We start from the raw sequence: 16,671 nt of genomic DNA, 5'->3' as shown, positions 1-16,671 counted from the left end.
GGAGCATGCCGACGAAGAAGGCTCAGGCGTCCGGCGGTGGTCGGCGCCGCCCGGCGACAACGAACCGGGCGGCCAACCAGCGCGCCGACGCCCAACGCAACCGGGCGAAGATCCTGGCCGCGACGGTGACGGCGATCCGGAAGAACCCGGACGCCTCAGTCGCTGAAATCGCAGCCGAGGCCGGGGTGGGTCGCGTCACCTTGTACGGACACTTCCAGACCCGCGCCGAGCTCATCGAGGCCGCCCTAGTGGACAGCCTGGAACGTGCGGAGGACGTGCTCAGTCAGATTCCGCTTGATGGCGACCCGAGTGCAGCTTTCCAGCGACTGGTTGCCTCCAGCTGGATGTTCGTCGATCAATCCCGCGCCCTGCTGGCCACAGCGCAGAAAGAGCTCTCCGCCGCCCGCATTCGCGAGCTGCACGAGAAGGCCGAGGCGCGCATGCGCGGGCTGCTGCTGCGTGGCCAGCGCGAGGGCGCCTTTCGCGCCGACCTGCCGGTGTCCTGGCTGCTGACCACCACGCACGTCGTTCTCAACGGTGCGGCCGAGGAGGTGCGCACCGGCCGAATCGGCCCCGACGACGCGCCGTGGTTCATCGAGGCGATCCTGCTGCCTGCCTTCACCGCCACCACCACCGAGGAGGGAGGTCGATGAGTTCGCCCAGCATCGCGGTCATCGGGGCTGGCGCTGCGGGAACCGCGGCCGCGAGAACCTTGCAGGCCGCAGGCGTCGAGGTCGATCTCTACGCGCGAAGCGGCGAGACGCCGTACAACCGGACGTTGGTCAATAAGGGCATCGCGATCGGGCTGCTCGAACCGGCCCAGGCAGCATTGCCCGACACCGGGGCCACGACCCGATTGGAGACGGTGCGCGGGCTCGACCCCAGGTCTCGGCAGCTGCGCCTCGACTCCGGTGACACCGGCGCTTACGACGCGCTCGTCATCGCCACCGGCAGCCGACCCCGTGCCCTCGACGAGGAGGTGATCGGGCGCGATCAGGCCATCAGTGCCGGCAGATTGACCACTCTGCATTCGGCAGCCGACGCGGTCCGCGTCCGTGATCTGCTCGCGACCACTCAGCCGGCTCGGGTGCTCATGATCGGCGGCGGGCTCGTCGCTTCCGAGACGGCCTCGCTGCTCATCGACGCCAGCCACGATGTCGCCCTGATCACCCGCGCCGCGATCCCGGGAGCGAGCGCCATCGGCGAACATGTCGCCCGTCGGCTGCGTGACCTGCACCGCCCACAGCACGCGGCGTACCTGGAACGGACCGTGCGCTCGATCCGCACTCACACGGACCGGATCAGCATCACCCTGAACGACGGAAGCAAGGTGGAAGGCGACCTTGCGGTCGTCGCGCACGGCACCGTGCCCGCGGCCCCCTCGCCCTGGACCGGGCCCGACGGCATCCCCGTCGACTCTCGCCTCCGCTCACTGCACGCGCCGCGGCAGCGGATCTACGCGGCCGGCGGGGTCGCTGTGCATCATTATCCCGGCCACGGCTCCTACCGGATCGATCACTGGGACGACTCGGTCGCCCAGGGCATCCATGCCGCGAAGGCGCTGTTGCATGACCTCGGCATGGCGGGCGACCCGGGCCAGTACCTGCCGAGTTCGCTGTTCTCCGCAAGTATCCACGGTCATACCCTCACCGGAGCCGGCCACCCAGCATTGGGCACCCGTAGCCGCATCATCTGCGAGGAACCACTTATCACGGCCCACTACCTCGGAGATGCGCTGGTCGCGCTGACCGGGGTCGACTCCGCCGGCCCCCTGCGCGACCTCATGCCTCGTCTGCACCACCCTGATCCCGCCGCTGATCCGGTGACGCGACAGGGCGCATGAGGCTCGGTCGCGTCACCCGGCGTTCAGACGGTGCGCACGCAGGCGCACTGGCCGGCCGCTAGGGTGCCTTCGGCGGCTTCCGTTTCGTCGCGTACTGCCTGGTCGCTGAGGGTCGTCTCTGCGGCGGCGCGATCGACTCGGGCGGTTTCGCCGGCCTTCTGCTCACGCGGCCACAACAGCTGCGCCGCAATCGCCCCCGCGATAGCCAGGGTAGCAAGGACGGACCAAGCGAGCGTGAATCCGGAAGCGGTACCGATCCATCCCGCGATCGGGTAGGTGACGAGCCAGGCCAGGTGCGAGAGGGAGAACTGTGCCGCGAACCCCGCGGGGAGTTCCTGCTTCGCCACCGAGCCGCGGATGACGCGCCCGGTCGGGGTGACGATCAGTGCCATACCGCCGCCGATGATGACCCAGATCGGTGCAGTGACCATCCAGGATGCGACTTGGGTGGCGGCCATCGCGACGGCGGCGAGCACTCCGGCCAAAAGCACCAGGGCGCCGGTCATCATCACAATCCGCTCGGCGATCCGGTCGAGCACGCGTGGCAGGAACAGCGCGACCAGCAGCGTGCCGCCGCCCGAGGCGGCCAGCATCCATGCGACGTCGGCCTGCGAGCCGCCCAAGTGATCACGGACGTAATTGACCGTGTTGACGACGACGATCGATCCCGCCGCCGCGACGACCATGTTCAAGGCCACCACGCCGCGGAGGCGGGGCGTGGCGAAGAAGACCCTCATGCCCGACGTGACCCGCGCCCACGCACCGGCCTGCCCGTTCGGGGCCGCGTTGGGAATGCGGGTGGAGAGCACCAGCACTGCGGAAAGCACGAAGCCGACGGAGGTGCCGACGAACAACCAGTTGAACGTCATGAACGTCAACGCGACCGCTGCCAGAACCGGGCTGAGCAGGCTCTCCATCGTGTACGCGACCTGCGACGCGGACAGCGCTCGGGTGTAGTCGGACTCCTCGGTGACGATGTCGGGGATCACAGCCTGGAACGTCGGCGTGAAAGCCGCCGACGCCGCTTGCAGGACGCCGATGAGCACGTAGATGTGCCAGACCTCCGTGACGAACGGGAGCACCAGCACCACCGCGGCGCGCACCACATCGAGCAGGGTCAGGAACATCCGCCTCGGAAGCCGGTCGGCATACGCCGCTGCCAGCGGAGCGATCAGGACGTACATGACCATCTTGATCGTCAGAGCGGTGGCAAGCACCGACCCCGCGCTCGGGCCGGCCAGGTCGTAGGCGAGGAGGCCCAGCGCCACTGTCGCCAGCCCAGTGCCGAACAGCGCGATGATCTGCGCACCGAACAGGTGGCGGAAGTCGCGAATCGCGAACAGGCGCATCAGTCTTCTCCTTAGCCTTCTCAAGAACAGGTAGCCACTTTAACCATATACCCCCCTGGGGTATTCCCGACGGTGCTCCACGAGGAACGGAGTGCGCCCACGGTGCACGCCGTACGGGGCGATCCGGCGCCCGCGCTCAGGTAGCCGTCGGCAGGATCCGTAAACTGGGGTGCATGGCGTCCGCCGCAGCAACGCGTACTCGGAGAGGTCGTCCCGGCCTGCTGCGATTTGTGCTGCTCGGCGGGCTGCTGGTGGCCGCGGTCATCGCGGGGCTGCTCGCAATGCACACTCTGAACCTGCACGGCACGCCCGCCGCCCACGCGCCCGCCGCCGCAGTCTCCGTCGCCGAGGTGCACCAGGGTGTGGCGGATCACAGCACAGCCGGCTCGCACGGTTCCAGCGGCACAGCTCACGACCCGGGCGGGTCCTGCACCGACTGCGGGAGCGATGGGCATCTGAGCATGGCGATGGCGTGCGTGCTCGCACTGCTGCTCGTCCTGATCGTCCTCGTGCCGCCGCGGATGCTCCCTGGATGGATGCACCTGCGGCATCGACCCGTCTTGGCCGCCCGCTACATCGACAGGATCTTGCCGCGGGCGCCCTCGTTGCACGTTCTCTGCATCAGTCGCACGTGATAGGTCGGTGAACCCGGCGCGCCAGCGCCGACGGTTCCCTGCACTCACGCGGCACCCCTGAGGGTGCTGCACCTACTGACACGACTGTTGATACTGGAGAACACTGATGAAGTTTCGTACCGCGGCGACCGCCGCACTGGCACTGACGGCTGCGCTGAGCCTGACTGGCTGCTCGACCGGAAGCGACGATGAATCAATGCCGGGCATGGATCACGGCTCGTCCGAGCAGGCGCCCGACGCCACCACTGCGGAGGTCAACGATGCGGACGTGATGTTCGCATCGATGATGATCGTCCACCACGAGCAGGCCATCGAGATGAGCGACATCGTCCTCGCCAAGGATGGCGTCGACCCGCAGGTGGTCGAGCTAGCCGAGGCGATCAAGGCCGCACAGGGGCCCGAGATCGAACAGCTCCAAGGCTGGCTGGAGGACTGGGGCGCGGATCCCGACGATCACCAGATGGGTGGGATGGATCACGGCGACGGGATGATGAGCGAGGACGACCTGGCCGCGCTCGAAGCCGCCGACGGCGCCGAGGCGTCGCGACTGTTCCTGGAACAGATGATCATCCACCACGAGGGAGCGGTCGATATGGCCCAGACGCAGGTCGACGACGGCAGCACCCCCGATGCCGTAGACCTCGCGCAGACCATCATCGACGCGCAGACCATCGAGATCCAGCAGATGCGCGACCTTCTGGCCGCCTACTAACCGATCATCCGGGTGGGTGCCGGACAGCTCCGGCACCCACCCGCCACACTCTCGAAGGAACGCTCCATGAACCATCCCGCTATGCCCAGACGACAGAAATTCATCGCTCTCGCCGTGACGACCGCCATCTCCGCGCTCATGCTCTCCGGATGCTCGGCCTCGCCCGAGCCCGTGCCACCGGCCGCAAGCAGTCCGACCGTAGACAGCAACCTCCTGGAGGCCCATGAACTCGTAGGCCTCGACGCTCCGCAAATCATCGAGCGCCTCGACACGATGCCCGTCACCGAGCGTTCGACCGACCTCATCGCCTCCGTGCAATCCGATGCGCTGATACTCACCGATGGTGAGCAACACGAAACACGGCTGCTGATGCCCGACGACGAGGCTTACATCTCGATCGCCCCCTACCGGGAGCAGACCCACGACTGCCACTTCCACAGCCTGACGACCTGTCTCGGGGAACTCCCCAACACGGAGGTTCAGCTGACGCTCACTGGCGAGGACGGCAAGGTGCTCCTCGACGAAACACGGCAGACCTACGACAACGGCTTCGTCGGCATCTGGGTGCCCCGCGGCATCGAGGCGACGCTCACGATCGAACACGAAGGCCAGTCCGGCACCGCGACGGTCTCCACGACCGACGAGGACGACCCGAGCTGCATCACCACCCTGCAACTGACTTGAACGCAGGACGGGAGGGCAGCCGGAGCGTACCGAGCGGCATCGGCCCCTCCCGCTCTGTGACATGGCTCCATCTCCTAACGAGATGGATCTATGTAGCCAAGTGCATCAATGGCCAGGAGCGCTTGAAGTGGCAGGACCCCGTTGCCCAGCGCTGTGTTCTGCTGGTTCGCCGTGAGACCGTGAGCGGACTCGGTAACCCAGCCTTCTGGTAGACCCATCAGCCACTGGACGAACTCCGGCGCGGGGCGTGGGCCGCGCTCCTCGTTCAGGATCGCGGGAGCGGGGGCGGCTCGTCCTGTGATGTGTTCCCATCGGGCGATGGCGTCGGCGTATCGCCCCCAGCGACGAAGATGTTCTCCACGAGCGCGAACAGGGTCTCCGATTCGCTCCACCTGCCGGTCGAGCCAGCTGGCCCGTTCAGGGCGAGATCGATGACCCGGTGACTCAGTGCGATCGTGCCGCGTCGAACTCGGACCTGGTCCAGGGTCTCGCCACCGCGTGAGGAGTCCGAGGCCAGTGGTGTCCGAAACAGTGCCCTGGCGGTGAGCGGCGATGAAGATGCGGTGGCGCGGGTGTGGAGCGCCGACGAGGGAGGCCGGTAGGCCGATCCATTGCGCGTCGTACCGGAGGTCGGCCAGATCGACGAGTACGGCTCCGAGTGCCCGAAGAGGTCGAGCTGGCTCGTCTCCCAGCACCCCGCTTCCGGGTTCCAGGTCGTGAAGGGTTGCGGCGACGGGGGTTGCACGGTCGGGGTTGCGGTCATTGCCTGCTCCTTGCGTTTGGTGGCGGGTTGCGGGTGCGGACAGGAGGCCCCGGACGTTCTCAATCGCCACGAGGCGGGGTTGCAGCGCCTCGTTCGCGGTTGCCATGTACGACCAGAGTCCGGAGCGGTGCCTGGTGCGAGGCCGGCTCCCTTGCCGACGGTCGAGACGTCCTGGCAGGGAAACCACCACACAGCACGTCAACCGGTTGAACGTCGCTCCAGCTGACGGCGGTGATGTCGCCGCGGTTCGGGGTATCGGCCAGTGGTGGGAGAAGACGCGTGCGACGGGCTCGTTGAGCTCGGAGAACCAGACCGTGCGGCCGCCGGTGGCGTGTTCGACGGCGAGGTCGAGGCCTCCGTATCCAGAGAAGAGCGAACCGATCTTGATCGGGCGGTCGTCGGTCGAGGGGATGTCGTACATGAGGGCTCCGGCAGGTCGGCGAACCCGATCCCCGGACTCCTCGCGGCGTCCTTCATCGGGTCGATCACCTGCCAGGTGCACGACCACAGCACCCACCACGATCCGACACTCCGCAGCACCAACAGCGGCTCTCTAAGCCCGAATCCACCGATGTGTCTGCGGCTCAGCTCGTCTCTCGTGCGAGGCAGCATTGCTGAGTTCGGGGCACACCAGGACCTCAGGCCCCTCGTGTCCTGCCTGTTCCACTGGTGAGAGTTCGTTGCGCCCGGTGGGGCTGGGTGGTCATGAAAGTCTGATGCGCGGCGGTGACGTGGAATGCGTCAGTAGCACCGACCACTCGCTTGACCAGGGCCAACGCTCGGGCAGATGCAGGCGCAGCTTCCGTGCTGACCGGGCGATGCGTGCAGGCACACCAATAAGGGTGCGCCGGATCGTTGCGGTGACCGCGAGACGTAGTTTCCCGGCCGGGTCAGCGATCACGGCAGCAGCCCGGGTGAGATTGTGCGCGATGACCGCAAGCACCAGCCAGGCCGCGTTCGCCGCGTACTTCCCTGAAGGCAAATGTGCGAGCGCGCTTGCTTTCAAGTCCGCGTTGACTTGCTCGATGATCGCGTGCTGCCGATGCGTCTGGTCAACGGCGACGGTATCGAGCTCGTCAGGGTCGACAGTGGTGAAGAATGCGTGGAACCGCCACGTATCAAACAGTGCCGGCTGTTCCCGTAACGCTTTGGGCCCGAGCTCGGGGATGCGCCTCACGATCAGCCGTCCGGTGACCTGCTGACCCTTTTTCGAGATGAACGCGGTGTACGGAATCTCGGCGATCTCAGCGCGGGAGATCAAGCGACCGGTCTCTGCATCACGAGTAGCTCCGGGGTAGACGATCGGTGTCCATGCGTCATCAGCGATCGAGGCGATTGCCTGCCTGATCGAGGGGTTCATGCGCACGGTGACCGACACGTCAGCCCCAGCCTTCTTGGCGGCCGACACGACGGCGTGGGAGTAGTAGGCGGCATCGGCGCGCACCAACACGCGGTGCGCACCTGGTATGCGGCGAAGTTGCGCGAGCGCGTCCGCCACGATTCGTTTCGCGCCCCGAGCGGAACTCGTTGATCCTTTCCGGAGTCGCTGCGTGAGAATCACCGGCGCGCTCTTCCTCGTGGAAGCGGTCGCGAGGACCGCGTTCAGCCCACGCACCCCGGAATACCCAAACGATGCGCCCTGCTTCAGATGCCCTTCGACCTCGATGATCGTGTCGTCGATATCCACAAAGGTGTACTCATCGCCCACGGGCAGCAAGTTGGGGCTCTCGCTAGCGAGGCCCGTGAGGAACCGGGAAGCGACCGCGTCGAGCTGGCGTACATGCCCGAACTCGAACGAGCGGAGGAACGAGCCCAGCGTAGAGGGCGCGTACACGCGATCAAAGAGGCGACGTATGCCACCGTGTCGAAGGAGACGCATGTCCTCGATCGAGTCTGCTCCCGCAACCATGCCCGCGACCAAGGAGGAGACCTTCGCTCCCGCGTTCGCGCCTTTGTCGGTTGGGACGGTGAGATGTTTCCCAGCGAGATGCGTGAGGCCTGCCCGTTCGGCGAGGCGCATCACGGGCACCAAGCCCGCACTCGACACGAGGTTCGCGTCGTCGAATGCTGCTGACAGCGCCGCGGGGGTGTGGTTGAATTGCATCTGAGAGATGCCTCCTGGTTGGGGTGGAATAGCAGTTGTGGTAACCACTATTCTCCCAGGTCAGAGAGGCATTTCCCTTATCTCAACGGCTCGTTTCCGGCACGACCATCGGTGAATCCGGGTTTAGTTCTCCTTACCCAAGGAGGTCACTGACGAGTGCGTCGATGAGAGCCTTGATCTCGTCACGGATGGGCCGCACGGCGTCGAGGCCCTGATCTGCGGGGTCAGCGAGTTTCCAGTCCTCGTAGCGTTTACCGGGGAAGAATGGGCAGGCATCACCGCAGCCCATCGTGATCACCACATCCGAGGCTTGTACGGCTTCGGTGGTCAGGATCTTCGGCCGTTCCCCGGTGATGTCGATGCCGACTTCGCGCATGGCGTCGACCGCGACGGGGTTAATGTGCTCAGCAGGGACCGAGCCTGCTGAGCGGACGTCAATGCGGTCGCCTGCGAGGTCTCTGAGGAATCCTGCGGCGATCTGCGAGCGGCCCGCACGCCACCGCCACAGCGTCCCGCTTGAACTCAACCAAACCTTCAGCAGACCCCTCCTCTGTCGCCGAGCAGAGAGCACGAAAAGGCCCGAACCCGCGAGATTTCACGGATTTGGGCCTCTGACTAGACTTTTCGGCCGGAGTGCCGGAGAACTCAGGTTTCGCCTCGCTCGCCTGCGGCGGGCTCGCTCAACCTTGATACGCCCGGGACTCAACGCCACTGCGCGGCATTGAGTCCCGTCGTATCAAAAGTCCCAATATTAGTCACCACCCGCGTGATTCCGCGGATTATCGGTAGTTATGGAGTTGTCGTGCCCCCAGCGTGCCACTGTGAAATGGGCTTCGTGTCCACGTCGCAATTGCGGTCGCTGGCACACTTTCAAGGGTAGTCGCGCGTCGTCCCCCGGGCAACGAAAACTCACTCAGGCGACGCGGGAACTCTGAAAGCCATCGTCGTGTCCGACTTCTCGATGGCAAGGTCAAAATCTGCTTCAGTCATTGTTGCCAGCAGGCCTGTGGGGGCTCGCATCGACCCATCAGAAGCAGTTGGCAGATCGGTATTTGGTGTCTGCCACCAGTCCAGGAGTGCCTCTGCCGTCTCCGTAGAATCTCGTTTGGCAAGCCTGGGTGTCTCGCACTGAGGTAGAAAAAGAACAAGCTCGCGTCTCATCTAGAGAAGCGAGCCTGCCGTGTTACTTCAACAATACGTGGTGCATCCGGCAACATCAAGTAACGGAAACTACGCGGCAGCGGTGGGTTTTGGCCAGGCCGCAACGCCGCTGCAGCTGGTCAGCCGACATCGACGATGGCCATCATGCCAGCATCTTCATGATCAAGGATGTGGCAGTGGTATACGGTGCGCCCCGGGTGACGAGCGAAGTCGATGAGCACCCGCACTCGACCTTGGGCAGGAACATTGACGACGTCACGCCAAACCTGTTCGCTGACCGGTTGCCCGTCCGTCTCGATCACCTGCATCGGCCATACGTGTAAATGGAAGGGGTGATCCATGGGTGTGGGGTTCGTGATGAGCCACTCTTCCACGGCTCCCGCAGCAACGCGTTGGTCAACTCGGTCGATGTCGAAAGTACGACCGTCGAATCCGAGATCCATCATGCTCCCGCCACCGCGCATCATCGACCCCATTCCCATGGTGAAGGCAATCTCCCGCCGCCGCGCAACAGGCTGCTCGCGTAGATCCCGAAGAACCGGCGAGCGAACTGGCACCGTATCTGGCGTAGAAGTCTCTTGCCCGGAGACAGTGAGCGTGGCAATGGCCTCAGCTCCGGAGAGGTTTCGACCTCCCATCATTCCCATTCCCATTCCACCACGGTCGTAGCCCAGTGTCTGAAACTCACCACTACCGGCGCTCATGCTCACGAGAAGGTCGGCGCGATTACCGGGAGCCAGGAGCACGTCCCGCACTTCCCGGGGAGCCTGTTCTTGACCCCCGTCGATCCCCAGCAATTCCAGGCGCTGCCCAGGCAAGGCCAAACGTAGGTAACGGGAAGTGCACGCATTGATCACTCGCCAGCGTTCCCGCTCCCCAGGTCGTGCCGACATGTGTGGGCGGTGCTGCCCGTTGACCAATAGGAGGTCACCTTCACGGCCCATCATCACGTCCATGCCCGAGGCGGTCGCGATCTGTCCTCCAGCGGTGAGTGAAATGTCGGAGACGACGAGCACCCGCTCTCGACTGACCGGCATTTTTTCATCCTCGACAATAAGTGCACCGTACAAGCCACCGAATAGCTGGTCAGCGACTGAGCCATGCCGATGAGGGTGATACCAGCACACACCAGACGGGTGATCCTCTGGCAAGGTAAACCGGTAACCAAAACTCTGCCCAGGGTCTATAGAGAGGAAGGGGTTGTCACTATTCCCCGAGGGAGAAACCTGTAGCCCGTGGGTATGCAGGTTGGTTGGGGTGTCCAGTTCGTTACGCAACTGCACCTCGATGGTGTCTCCCGGTCGCACCCACCAGGTTCTCCCCGGCAATGTGCCCCCGTAGGTCAGGGCCTGTACCTGTCGTCCGGCGATGGTCACCTCTCGACGAGCGGCGACAAGATCCACCTGCAGCAAGCCACCGCTGCTGCGTAACACCTCTGGCTCAACCAGCAGATCACCATCAGCCACGCGCCCACCCCAGGGAAGACCAGTCCGAGAGAGACCGATCCCTCCAATAGCGACACCGAGCCCTCCCACAGCCCCGAGCTGGAGCGCCTGTCGACGGGTGATCGGTTTCATGCGTCAGGTGCTCCGTCGAGTCGTTGACGTCGCTCGTCGTACTCACTGGTGTCAATTTCTCCACGGGCATAGCGCTCATCAAGCAACTCGCGAGCCCCATTGGTCCCGATGCGATGAGGTGTCTGTCGAGGCCCACGTGCCGCGAAGGCTCGAACAAGAACCACGATCAGTATGACAATTCCCACCACGAGCAGGACGAGGAAGACCCAGCTCCAGCCCATACCCCACCAGCCCATGTGGTCCCCATTCGGCCCCATTTCCCTCACCTCCGGTGTGCTGTCTCCAAGACGGCGCGGCAACTGTTGAGATGATCTCGGCGAAACAGTAATTGTTCCAACAGTCATCGAGTCATTGGACTCAATTCTAGTCGAGACCCGGTTCACCGACCATGTGTAACTGCTGCGGGTGAATCAAGTACTGTGAAACTGACCGTGCGTCAGCCTCTGTTCGAGTTCTCGTATCGACACAGTGGCGCCCCCACGTCGAACGAATTCTCAGGTGGTACCCCAGGGAAGTATCGCCTCGACATGATTGAATAGCACGTAGGAGTCGAGTTGCGAAGTACCTGTCGGAGAGGTGATGGAATGCCAGTTCTACGTGACCTCCCCTCGGCTCTGTTCGATCTGAAGCCTCGCCGGTTCATCGTCGCCACCTTCGCGATCGGCGCTTTGCTTCTGTGCGCTTTCCTCATGCACTCTTTCGGGCTTGGTCAGAACCATGAGAGCTTGCCGACCGCGGCATCCACGGTGCACGTCGAGGCTGACGCTGGAAGCCATTCAACACTGGTCGCCGCCAGTCACGGCACCCAAGCGTCAATAGCCCAATCTGACGGCGCCTCGGGTCTTAGCGGCGCGTGCGGTGCGGGCTGCGGCGGATCTGACGCGATACAGATTGCCTGCATACTCGCGTTTCTGAGCACCGTTGTATTCTTCATTTTCTTCCTCCCCCGCCTTTTGTCAACGAATCAAAGGCTTCGTGAGCGTGCGATAGACATGGTCGTGAGCGTGCGGGCTGGTCCTCGCCCGATGACGCCGTCGCCACAGGAACTTTCCATTAGCCGGACTTGATCGGCCTTCTGAGGTTGCGCCACGTGCGCGCCGCCTCAATTCGCTGACCCCAAAATTCTCCGACCCTTTGGAAAGACTCATGAAACTCCGAACACTTTTCGTTATCCCTGGCATCCTCGCAGCTGGTCTGGTCCTGGCCGGGTGCTCGACTGGCCCTGTCGAGTCAACATCGCCGCAGTCCACAACTGCACCATCCGTGACTGAAGACTCCAACTCCGCTGACGTGATGTTCGCGCAGATGATGGTGCCTCACCACGTACAGGCCGTGGAGATGTCCGACGTGATCCTCGCGAAGGATGGGATCGACCCTCGCGTCATCACCCTCGCCGAAGAGATCAAGGCGGCTCAACAGCCTGAAATCGACGCACTCAATGGCATGCTCAAATCGTGGGGCATGCCCCAGGCCTCGACGGACGGCATGGCCATGGATCACGGCGGCAGCATGGACGGCATGATGACCGAAGAAGACATGGCCGCACTCGACGCTGCGACAGGGACAGAAGCAAGCCGACTGTTCCTTGAGCAGATGATCGTTCACCACGAGGGCGCGGTCGAGATGGCGCAAATCGAGGTTGACTCGGGGACGAACCCGGATGCGGTGGCGATGGCACAGGCCATTATCGACGCTCAGAATATCGAGATCGAGACAATGCGCGAGATCCTCCAGAGCCTTTAGCTCACCGTTCGGTGTGGGCGATGTTGCTTTCAGCAATGCCCGCACCGAACCCATACCCCTACTTTGACTTCCGCTGTGCTCCTCGTGGTGAACCCGCGAGGAGCACAGCGGACCGCCACTGAAAGACTATGAAATGAAACGACCAACCGTCCTCGCCACAGCTGCCGCCGCAATCCTTGCCCTCGTGCTGGTCGGCTGTTCTGCGCCTGACACGAACCAGGACTCGGCTGGGGCAGATCTGCTCGCCGAGTACGGCCTCGCCGACATGTCGGCGCCGGAGATCATCAACAGCCTCGACCGAATGAACGTGAGTGATCGCCCATCAGACTTGATCGCATCCGTCCGCCCCGATGCACTCGTTCTCACAGACAATGTCCAAGAAGTGGTCCTGGACATGCCGGATGACGTCACGTATTTGTCGATAGCGCCATACATTGAGCAGACCCATGAGTGCTTCTTCCACAGCCTCACGACCTGCCGCGGCGAGCTGTCGGGGCAGGACATCGAAGTACGCATCGTTGACGACGCAACCGGCGATGTGATCGTCACAGAGTCCACGGCGACGTTCGATAACGGGTTCGCTGGATTCTGGGTTCCTCGTGACCTACAGGGAACGATCGAAGTGACATACAACGGCCGATCTGGCACCACCCCGTTTTCCACCGCTGACGAGAAAGCAACCTGCATCACAACGCTCCAGCTCATGTGAAACGACGTGCCGCCGAATCCTTAGTGACGACGCCCATCTCGCCCCCATCGGGCCGACGTCTCCATCGCGACGTAGCCAGCAATAGACGGGATCTTAAATGAACCAACAGCCAAACCACGACCATCACGGCCACCACCCGTCTGATGGCCACGACCACGGTTGGCCGGACACGCGATCAAAGAGGCGACGTATGCCACCGTGTCGAAGGAGACGCATGTCCTCGATCGAGTCTGCTCCCGCAACCATGCCCGCGACCAAGGAGGAGACCTTCGCTCCCGCGTTCGCGCCTTTGTCGGTTGGGACGGTGAGATGTTTCCCAGCGAGATGCGTGAGGCCTGCCCGTTCGGCGAGGCGCATCACGGGCACCAAGCCCGCACTCGACACGAGGTTCGCGTCGTCGAATGCTGCTGACAGCGCCGCGGGGGTGTGGTTGAATTGCATCTGAGAGATGCCTCCTGGTTGGGGTGGAATAGCAGTTGTGGTAACCACTATTCTCCCAGGTCAGAGAGGCATTTCCCTTATCTCAACGGCTCGTTTCCGGCACGACCATCGGTGAATCCGGGCTAAGCCGGCTCCGAACCACGAACCCCGACCCGCCGAGCCTGTCTCCGCGCGTCTTCCTCAGCCACCCCTCCAGAGCTGTCACGCGTCTTGCAGGTCGAGGTTGAGCGGGCTCTATCGTATCGGATGCAACAGGCGGCGGCTGCTCACCTGACTGTCGCGAAAGGAGGCAGCGGTGACGGTTTCGATGCGGGTCATGTCGGCCGGGGACGGCTACAAGTACCTGCTGCGCACGGTCGCCGCCGCGGACGGCGATCGATCACTGTCCACGCCTCTGACCCGCTACTACGCGGAGGCAGGAACACCTCCTGGTCAATGGCTCGGGTCGGGCGTTACCTCACTCGGCAAGGGCAAGGGCAAGGTCGCGGTGGGTGATCGGGTGTCGGAGGCTCAGCTCCAGCTCTTGATGGGGATGGGTCGTGACCCGATCACGGGCGACCCACTCGGTCTGGCGTTCCCCGCCTACAAGTCCGTCTCGGAACGGATCGAGGCGAGGATCGCCGATCTGTGCTCCTCCATGTCACCGGGTGCGAAGGGGGAGGCGGTCGCCCAGATCGAGGCCGAGGATACCAAGCGTGGGACGCGGCGGGCGGTGGCGGGGTTCGACTTCACTTTCAGCGTTCCGAAGTCCGCTTCCGCGCTCTGGGCGGTCGCCGATGCCGGAACCCAGGCGTTGATCGGCGAGGCGCATCATGCCGCGGTTGCGGAGGTGGTTGCGTTCATGGAGCGCGAGGTTGCAGCCACCCGTACCGGCGCAACCGCCGGCGACGGGGCCGTTGCGCAGGTCGATGTGACCGGGTTGGTGGCGACGGCGTTTGATCACTTCGATTCACGCGCTGGCGACCCCCACCTGCACACCCACGTCGTCATCTCCAACAAGGTCCAGACCGCGTTCGACGGCAAGTGGCGGAGCTTGGATGGGCGTCCGATGCACGCCGCCGTGGTCTCGCTGTCGGAGCTGCATGAGGCGGTGTTCGCCGACCACATGACCCGTACCTTCGGCGTCGAATGGGAGGCCCGTGACATGGGCCGTGACCGCAACCCGGCATGGGCGATCAGCACCGTGCCGGAGGACTTGGTGCAGGAGTTCTCGACCCGTGCCCGGCACATCGACACCGAGAAGGACCGGTTGATCGCCGAGTACGTCGCCAAACACGGACGTCAGCCCTCCACCGCCACGATCATCAAGCTCCGTGCCCAAGCGACCCTCAGCACCCGGCCGGACAAAGAGGTCCATTCGCTGGCCGACCTCACCAACCAGTGGCGCACCCGAGCCACTGGCGTGCTCGGTCAGGACGCCACCGCCTGGGCGCGCACCGTCACCGATAACGACAAGCCGCTGCTGCTGCGAGCCGACGACGTACCGCTAGACGCGATTGCTGATCTCGCGCAGACGGTGGTCGAGGTGGTGGGTGAGAAGCGGTCCACCTGGCGCAGGTGGAACCTGATGGCCGAGGCATCACGGCAGACGATGGGCTGGCGATTCGCCACCACGCGGGACCGGGAAGCGGTCGTGGGGATGATCGCTGACGCCGCCGAAAGCGCGTCGCTGCGCCTCACCCCGCCCGACCTCGCCACCTCACCAGTCGCATTCCGGCGGGTGGACGGCACGACCGTGTTCCGGCCCAAGCACTCCACCGTGTTCTCCTCCGAAGAACTCCTCGCTGCTGAGGACCGGCTGCTGGACCGCTCCCGCACCATGACCGCACCCACCGTCCCGGTCGCGACGATGGAGAAGATCACGAGCCGTCCCGACGTCGAAGGGCGGATGCTCGGTCCGGACCAGGCCGACGCGCTGATGAAGATCGCGGTCTCCGGCCGGCTGCTCGATGTGCTCGTGGGACCGGCCGGCGCAGGGAAGACCACGGCGATGTCCGCGCTTCGCCGCGCGTGGGAGAAGGAACACGGCGAGGGGTCCGTGGTCGGGCTGGCACCGTCCGCGGTGGCCGCCCAGGTACTCGCCGACGACCTCGGCATCGCAACGGAGAACACGGCGAAATGGTGGCAGAACCACCTCATCCACGGAACCGACTTCGAGGCCGGTCAGCTCGTCATCATCGACGAAGCCTCCCTGGCCGGCACCCTCTCGTTGGATCGCATCACGCACCTGGCCGAACAAGCGGGTGCGAAGGTGCTGTTGGTCGGCGATTACGCCCAGCTCCAGTCCGTGGACGCAGGCGGCGCGTTCGGGCTCCTTGTCGGTGACCGGGACGATGCGCCCGAGCTGGTCGACGTGCACCGGTTCACCAACGAGTGGGAGAAGACCGCCTCCCTCGCCCTGCGCCACGGCCGCACGCAGGTGATCGACACCTACCTCGACCACGACCGCATCCGCGACGGTGAGGCCGAGGCGATGACCGACGCGGCCTACACCGCCTGGCGCGCCGACCTCACCGCCGGGTTGGTGTCGGTGCTGGTCGCTGAGACCCGCGACCACGTGAGTGCCCTCAACCAGCGTGCTCGTGCCGATCTGATTCTCGACGGCACGTTGAAGCCCGGCCGGGAGGTCGAGCTGAACGACGGCACCACCGCTGGGGTCGGGGACACGATCATCACCCGCCGCAACGACCGTCGCCTACGTAACGGGAAGACGTGGGTGCGCAACGGTGACACCTGGACCATCACCGGCGTCCGCGACGACGGGTCGGTCACGATCCGCAAGACCGGCCGCCGGTTCGGCGGCTCCCTCGTCCTCCCCGCCGCCTACGTGTCCGATCATGTCGATCTGGGTTAGCCGAGGTGCCCCAAACACACTCACCTGTGTTCGTGCGCGTGTGCGCGCTTCCAGCCTACTCCGCCGTCGCTCGACGGCGCGGTCTATCTCGTCAGC

14 protein-coding genes and 2 pseudogenes are annotated in these 16,671 nt (G+C 64.5%); 8 read left to right on the top strand and 8 right to left on the bottom strand.

All coding sequences use genetic code 11. The features are described from left to right. The first annotated feature begins 5 nt into the window (after positions 1-5). On the top strand, positions 6-653 hold the full coding sequence (locus O1A05_RS02795; RefSeq protein ID WP_270106571.1) for a TetR/AcrR family transcriptional regulator: 648 nt from the start codon (positions 6-8) through the stop codon (positions 651-653). Next, positions 650-1,843 carry an FAD-dependent oxidoreductase gene (locus O1A05_RS02790; protein WP_270106570.1) on the top strand — a complete coding sequence of 398 codons (1,194 nt, stop codon included), beginning with the start codon at positions 650-652 and terminating at the stop codon, positions 1,841-1,843. Before O1A05_RS02795 ends, O1A05_RS02790 begins: the two co-directional genes overlap by 4 nt. Before the next feature lie 23 nt (positions 1,844-1,866). Here the strand turns inward: O1A05_RS02790 and O1A05_RS02785 are convergent, their stop codons facing one another. Then, positions 1,867-3,192: an MFS transporter gene (locus tag O1A05_RS02785; protein WP_270106569.1), complete on the bottom strand. Its 1,326-nt coding sequence runs from the start codon at positions 3,190-3,192 to the stop codon at positions 1,867-1,869. 173 nt (positions 3,193-3,365) lie between these two features. Here O1A05_RS02785 and O1A05_RS02780 point away from each other — a divergent pair, with 173 nt between their 5' ends. The 3 genes from O1A05_RS02780 (at position 3,366) to O1A05_RS02770 (ending at position 5,223) form a co-directional block, all read left to right on the top strand. Then, positions 3,366-3,827 (top strand): DUF6153 family protein, encoded by a 462-nt coding sequence (locus tag O1A05_RS02780; protein ID WP_270106568.1) that lies wholly within the window; start codon positions 3,366-3,368, stop codon positions 3,825-3,827. A gap of 106 nt (positions 3,828-3,933) precedes the next feature. After that, positions 3,934-4,539, top strand: coding sequence for a DUF305 domain-containing protein (locus O1A05_RS02775; RefSeq protein ID WP_270106567.1), 606 nt, complete (start codon positions 3,934-3,936; stop codon positions 4,537-4,539). 66 nt (positions 4,540-4,605) lie between these two features. Beyond that, the gene (locus O1A05_RS02770; RefSeq protein WP_270106566.1) at positions 4,606-5,223 is read left to right on the top strand and encodes a CueP family metal-binding protein; all 618 of its coding nucleotides are present in this window, start codon (positions 4,606-4,608) and stop codon (positions 5,221-5,223) included. A gap of 265 nt (positions 5,224-5,488) precedes the next feature. Here the strand turns inward: O1A05_RS02770 and O1A05_RS02765 are convergent, their stop codons facing one another. The 6 genes and pseudogenes from O1A05_RS02765 to O1A05_RS02745 all read right to left on the bottom strand — a co-directional run bounded on the left by O1A05_RS02765 (position 5,489) and on the right by O1A05_RS02745 (position 11,172). Continuing rightward, on the bottom strand, positions 5,489-5,986 hold the full coding sequence (locus O1A05_RS02765) for a hypothetical protein (RefSeq protein WP_270106565.1): 498 nt from the start codon (positions 5,984-5,986) through the stop codon (positions 5,489-5,491). Between the two features lie 91 nt (positions 5,987-6,077). Continuing rightward, positions 6,078-6,407, bottom strand: a pseudogene (locus O1A05_RS15680) (DNA cytosine methyltransferase); the annotation flags it as partial. A 282-nt stretch (positions 6,408-6,689) separates the two neighbouring features. Continuing rightward, on the bottom strand, positions 6,690-8,090 hold the full coding sequence (locus tag O1A05_RS02760) for an IS1380 family transposase (protein WP_270106564.1): 1,401 nt from the start codon (positions 8,088-8,090) through the stop codon (positions 6,690-6,692). A 133-nt stretch (positions 8,091-8,223) separates the two neighbouring features. After that, positions 8,224-8,616: an arsenate reductase ArsC gene (locus O1A05_RS02755; RefSeq protein WP_270106563.1), complete on the bottom strand. Its 393-nt coding sequence runs from the start codon at positions 8,614-8,616 to the stop codon at positions 8,224-8,226. A gap of 754 nt (positions 8,617-9,370) precedes the next feature. After that, a complete protein-coding gene (locus O1A05_RS02750) occupies positions 9,371-10,828 on the bottom strand; it encodes a multicopper oxidase family protein (RefSeq protein ID WP_270106562.1) in 1,458 nt (485 codons plus the stop codon). After that, entirely contained in the window at positions 10,825-11,172 is a 348-nt protein-coding gene (locus O1A05_RS02745; protein WP_333482002.1) for an SHOCT domain-containing protein, read from the bottom strand. Before O1A05_RS02745 ends, O1A05_RS02750 begins: the two co-directional genes overlap by 4 nt. Positions 11,173-12,166: 994 nt before the next feature. Between O1A05_RS02745 and O1A05_RS02740 the strand changes: the two genes are divergently transcribed. Next, positions 12,167-12,571: a DUF305 domain-containing protein gene (locus O1A05_RS02740; RefSeq protein WP_333482001.1), complete on the top strand. Its 405-nt coding sequence runs from the start codon at positions 12,167-12,169 to the stop codon at positions 12,569-12,571. A gap of 133 nt (positions 12,572-12,704) precedes the next feature. Further along, positions 12,705-13,280, top strand: a complete 576-nt coding sequence (locus O1A05_RS02735; RefSeq protein WP_270106560.1) for a CueP family metal-binding protein — start codon at positions 12,705-12,707, stop codon at positions 13,278-13,280. A 168-nt stretch (positions 13,281-13,448) separates the two neighbouring features. Here O1A05_RS02735 and O1A05_RS02730 read toward each other — a convergent pair. After that, positions 13,449-13,721 (bottom strand): annotated as a pseudogene (locus tag O1A05_RS02730) (IS1380 family transposase); the annotation flags it as partial. 307 nt (positions 13,722-14,028) lie between these two features. On the opposite strand from O1A05_RS02730, the gene mobF reads away from it, so the two are divergent. Continuing rightward, entirely contained in the window at positions 14,029-16,575 is a 2,547-nt protein-coding gene (gene mobF, locus O1A05_RS02725; protein WP_270107485.1) for a MobF family relaxase, read from the top strand. Positions 16,576-16,671 lie beyond the last annotated feature (96 nt).

The organism is Citricoccus sp. NR2, assembly GCF_027594385.1.
GTDB lineage: Bacteria > Actinomycetota > Actinomycetes > Actinomycetales > Micrococcaceae > CmP2.
Note: the sequence above shows the minus strand (reverse complement) of the source record. Positions and strands in the feature narration are given on the sequence as shown.

Bases quoted from the DNA above. Each gene is read 5' to 3' on its own strand.
- O1A05_RS02785 (WP_270106569.1), bottom strand. From the start codon at position 3,192: ATGCGCCTGTTCGCGATTCGCGACTTCCGCCACCTGTTCGGTGCGCAG.
- O1A05_RS02735 (WP_270106560.1), top strand. From the start codon at position 12,705: ATGAAACGACCAACCGTCCTCGCCACAGCTGCCGCCGCAATCCTTGCC.
- O1A05_RS02770 (WP_270106566.1), top strand. From the start codon at position 4,606: ATGAACCATCCCGCTATGCCCAGACGACAGAAATTCATCGCTCTCGCC.
- O1A05_RS02775 (WP_270106567.1), top strand. From the start codon at position 3,934: ATGAAGTTTCGTACCGCGGCGACCGCCGCACTGGCACTGACGGCTGCG.
- O1A05_RS02795 (WP_270106571.1), top strand. From the start codon at position 6: ATGCCGACGAAGAAGGCTCAGGCGTCCGGCGGTGGTCGGCGCCGCCCG.
- O1A05_RS02790 (WP_270106570.1), top strand. From the start codon at position 650: ATGAGTTCGCCCAGCATCGCGGTCATCGGGGCTGGCGCTGCGGGAACC.
- O1A05_RS02740 (WP_333482001.1), top strand. From the start codon at position 12,167: ATGTCCGACGTGATCCTCGCGAAGGATGGGATCGACCCTCGCGTCATC.
- O1A05_RS02750 (WP_270106562.1), bottom strand. From the start codon at position 10,828: ATGAAACCGATCACCCGTCGACAGGCGCTCCAGCTCGGGGCTGTGGGA.
- O1A05_RS02780 (WP_270106568.1), top strand. From the start codon at position 3,366: ATGGCGTCCGCCGCAGCAACGCGTACTCGGAGAGGTCGTCCCGGCCTG.
- O1A05_RS02765 (WP_270106565.1), bottom strand. From the start codon at position 5,986: ATGACCGCAACCCCGACCGTGCAACCCCCGTCGCCGCAACCCTTCACG.
- O1A05_RS02745 (WP_333482002.1), bottom strand. From the start codon at position 11,172: ATGACTGTTGGAACAATTACTGTTTCGCCGAGATCATCTCAACAGTTG.
- O1A05_RS02760 (WP_270106564.1), bottom strand. From the start codon at position 8,090: ATGCAATTCAACCACACCCCCGCGGCGCTGTCAGCAGCATTCGACGAC.
- mobF (WP_270107485.1), top strand. From the start codon at position 14,029: ATGCGGGTCATGTCGGCCGGGGACGGCTACAAGTACCTGCTGCGCACG.